General features: G+C 63.3%; 1 protein-coding gene and 1 pseudogene. Both read left to right on the top strand.

Features of this window, described 5'->3' with window-relative positions:
* A pseudogene (locus tag Q0925_RS09920) lies at positions 1-145 on the top strand (IS630 family transposase); the annotation flags it as partial.
* The coding region (locus Q0925_RS09915) for a S8 family peptidase (RefSeq protein WP_299334868.1) at positions 120-3,210 on the top strand (3,091 nt) is incomplete at its 3' end. The pseudogene Q0925_RS09920 and the gene Q0925_RS09915, both read left to right, overlap by 26 nt.

The following is a 3,210-nucleotide window of genomic DNA, read 5'->3' as shown; positions in this document are numbered from 1 at the left end:
GAACCCCGCGGAAGAGTGTTGGCGACAGCTTAATCAAGAGCTTGGCAACCGTCTGTTCGACACGCTCGACGATCTTCGTGATGCTGCGCTCTCTGTACTCGATCGGATCGAAGTTCCAGATGTCTTCACGTACTTATGGCCGTGAGTATGAGCTCCTCATCGAGCAGGGGCTGACCGACGCCGAGACCGACGCGATTCCCGTCATCGTCGACGTGGCTGACTCGAGTTCATCGGCGGTCGGGACGATGGACGCCATCTCCGGATTCTCTGACGCGCGCTCGCTCGACGCTATCGGTGCGAGCGCCGCGACGGTCGACAAAAGTGCCGGCAAGACCGCGCTAGACCGACTGGACAGGGAGTACGGGCTCGAATCCGTCCATCTTGACTACGAGGTCGAGGCGTCGCTGAACACGTCCGTCGAGGCGATCGCGGGTGAACTAGCCCGTCAACAGTACGACGTGAACGGGTCCGGCGTGACCGTGGCCGTGCTGGACACCGGCGTCGACGCTGACCACCCAGACCTCGATGACGCGGTCGTCAAGCAGGAGGACTTCACCGGCGACGGAACGGGGGACCGCGACGGCCACGGGACCCACGTCGCCGGCACGATCGCTGGCGACGGTTCGGCCAACGGGAACTTCACCGGCGTCGCACCTGGCGCCGCTATCATGGACGTGAAAGTGCTCGGCGACGACGGCAGCGGGTCGATCTCCCAAGTTATTGAGGGCATTGAGTACGCCGACACGAACGGCGCCGATGTCATCTCGATGAGCCTTGGCGGTCCGGGAGATATCGACGATCCGATCGTCGATGCCGTCAACAAAGCCGAATCGAACGGGACCGTCGTTGTGGCCGCCGCCGGAAACGCCGGTCCCGACCGCCGGACGATCGGCTCGCCCGCGCTGGCACCGTCGAGTATTGCGGTCGGCGCTACGGACAGTTTGACGGGTAAAATCGCGGAGTTCTCTTCACGGGGCCCCACGACGGCGGGGATAATCAAGCCCGACCTCGTCGCGCCCGGGGTCGGCATCACCGCCGCGAATGCCGGTGGGACCGCGGCCAGCGACACGCCGAATCCGTACGTCGAATACAGTGGAACGAGCATGGCGACGCCGCACGTGAGCGGCGTCGTGGCCATGATGCTGGACGCCGATCCGGACGCCACTCCCGACCGCGTCCGAAACACGCTGCTGTCGACGACGGACGCGCCCGTCAGTGGTGTGGACTCCCCGACCGACGCGTTCGCGCAAGGGACCGGACGGGTGAACGCGAGCGCCGCCGTCTCGCCCGACCTCATTCTCACCAACGCAAGCGAGAGCCTCGGCGTCGTCGGCAACGAGCCGTACGTCAACCGAACGCTGACCGTCGGGAATCCGACGAACGAGTCGGTCGAGCTACTCGTCGAGCCGTCGATGACCGATGTCACCGAGGGGACTGCGAGCGAGACACCGTGGGTCGAACGCGACCGGATCGAGCTCAACGGAAGCGAATCGACCACACTGAACTACTCCGTCGCCACCGACGTGGACGGCGGGTCGTACGCCGGCGAAATCGTGCTCGTCGAGAACCGGACCGACGACCGTCACCGCGCGGTCTTCGGATTCGTCTCCGGGAAGCGCGTCACCGTCGAGAAGACGGCCTTCAGCGACGGCGGCTCTGTCGATGGGGACCCGGTTTGGATCGCGTCCGGTGACGAGACGACGGCGACGAATATCGGTGAGGACGGCACTGCGACGTTCCTCGCCACGGGAGAGAACTACGTTGTTCACTCCGCGGGCTTCGACGAGGACGCCAATCAGCCGATCTCCACCGCGGAATGGGTGAACGTCTCCCGAACACAGACTGTAACGCTCAACGAATCGGCGACGGTACCCGTCACGCTGAACGGCTCCGCGTTCGATGGAGGCGTCAGATCGGTCCAGGTAACGCCGAGCGCCCAGTTCCGGATCGAGAATTCATATATAACGTGGAGCGGTCCTTACGGCGGTACGAACGCGAAAACGGTCCGATTCACGCCGGATAGCCGAATAAATGCGAGCGTGGCGCATACCTTTGCACCGAGCAGTCAACACGGTACCGGTGCCGATCTCGACGTGGACGATGTCTACCACGTTCTCGACGTGACGGACCCGGTCGAGTACGCGGTCCAGCCAGATGAGTTCGCAACAGTAAACAGCAGCTACCTTCGGACTGCCAAGGGAGAAGACTACGGACTCTTCTTGTACTCCTCGTCGAATCGCTATGACGACGCCATCTCACCGGGTTACGTCTGGGATGTCGGTGACCGCGTTTCACAGCGAGTACATATCTCCGGGACTGCTGATATCGCGGTAAACGCACGGACAAATTCCGGTGATTTCTGGCAAATCGAAAGGTACGAGAACCCCTCCGGTGGAGAGGAGTTCGAAGCGGCATTCCAGCGTCTCCCGACCACCGGTGACGTGTCTCTAACTCTCGGCCCGAGTAGCCTCGACGTTCACGGCGTGTTTGCGGCCGATCAGCCGCCACACCGCCTCGATTACAGGGCACTTGAGGAGGGTAATAACGCCTACTTGAATAACCCGTATGCGGTGACAGTCAACGATGATGTGGTGGCAAATGGAACCGGTCAGGGTTCGTTCTCCAGATTCCTTGATATGAATCTCACCGACGGTGACGAGGTGGCCGTCAGCATGCTCGGTCGGAACCCGAGCGGCGTCCTCTCGACGGAGACCCGAACGGAAACGCTGGTCACGTACACGGAGGGCGGCGATAACACCCCGCCGCGGATCGAGAGCGTCGAGATCGCCGACGCCGACCGGTACAACCGGGTCGACGCCGGAAACGTCACGATTCGCGTCGACGTCGACAGCAGCGATGGCGTCAACGCCAGCACCGCTCGCATACTCACCGCTCCCGGCGACGTAGACGCTCCGGCGTTCTCCAACGAGACGGTCAACCCCAGCGGCACTTGGACTGAGCACGACGTGACGGTCACGACCGAGGAAGACGTCGAGGAGCTCGAAGCGACGGTCAACGCCAGCGACTACAACGGAACGCTCCACTTCGCCACGCTCGTCAGCGACACCGGAGGCGACGCGTACTACACCGAAACGCGAAACGCCTTCCACGTTGGTTCCGTGCCGACGCTGGAGGACGGGACCGGCGGCGACGGGTCGACCGCGACGGAGACGATCACCGGCGAGTTGACCACGGCCGACGGCGAGCCCG

It is taken from the genome of Haloplanus sp. (genome assembly GCF_028275055.1).
Lineage (GTDB): Archaea > Halobacteriota > Halobacteria > Halobacteriales > Haloferacaceae > Haloplanus.
This window is presented reverse-complemented; position numbering and strand designations above follow the sequence as displayed.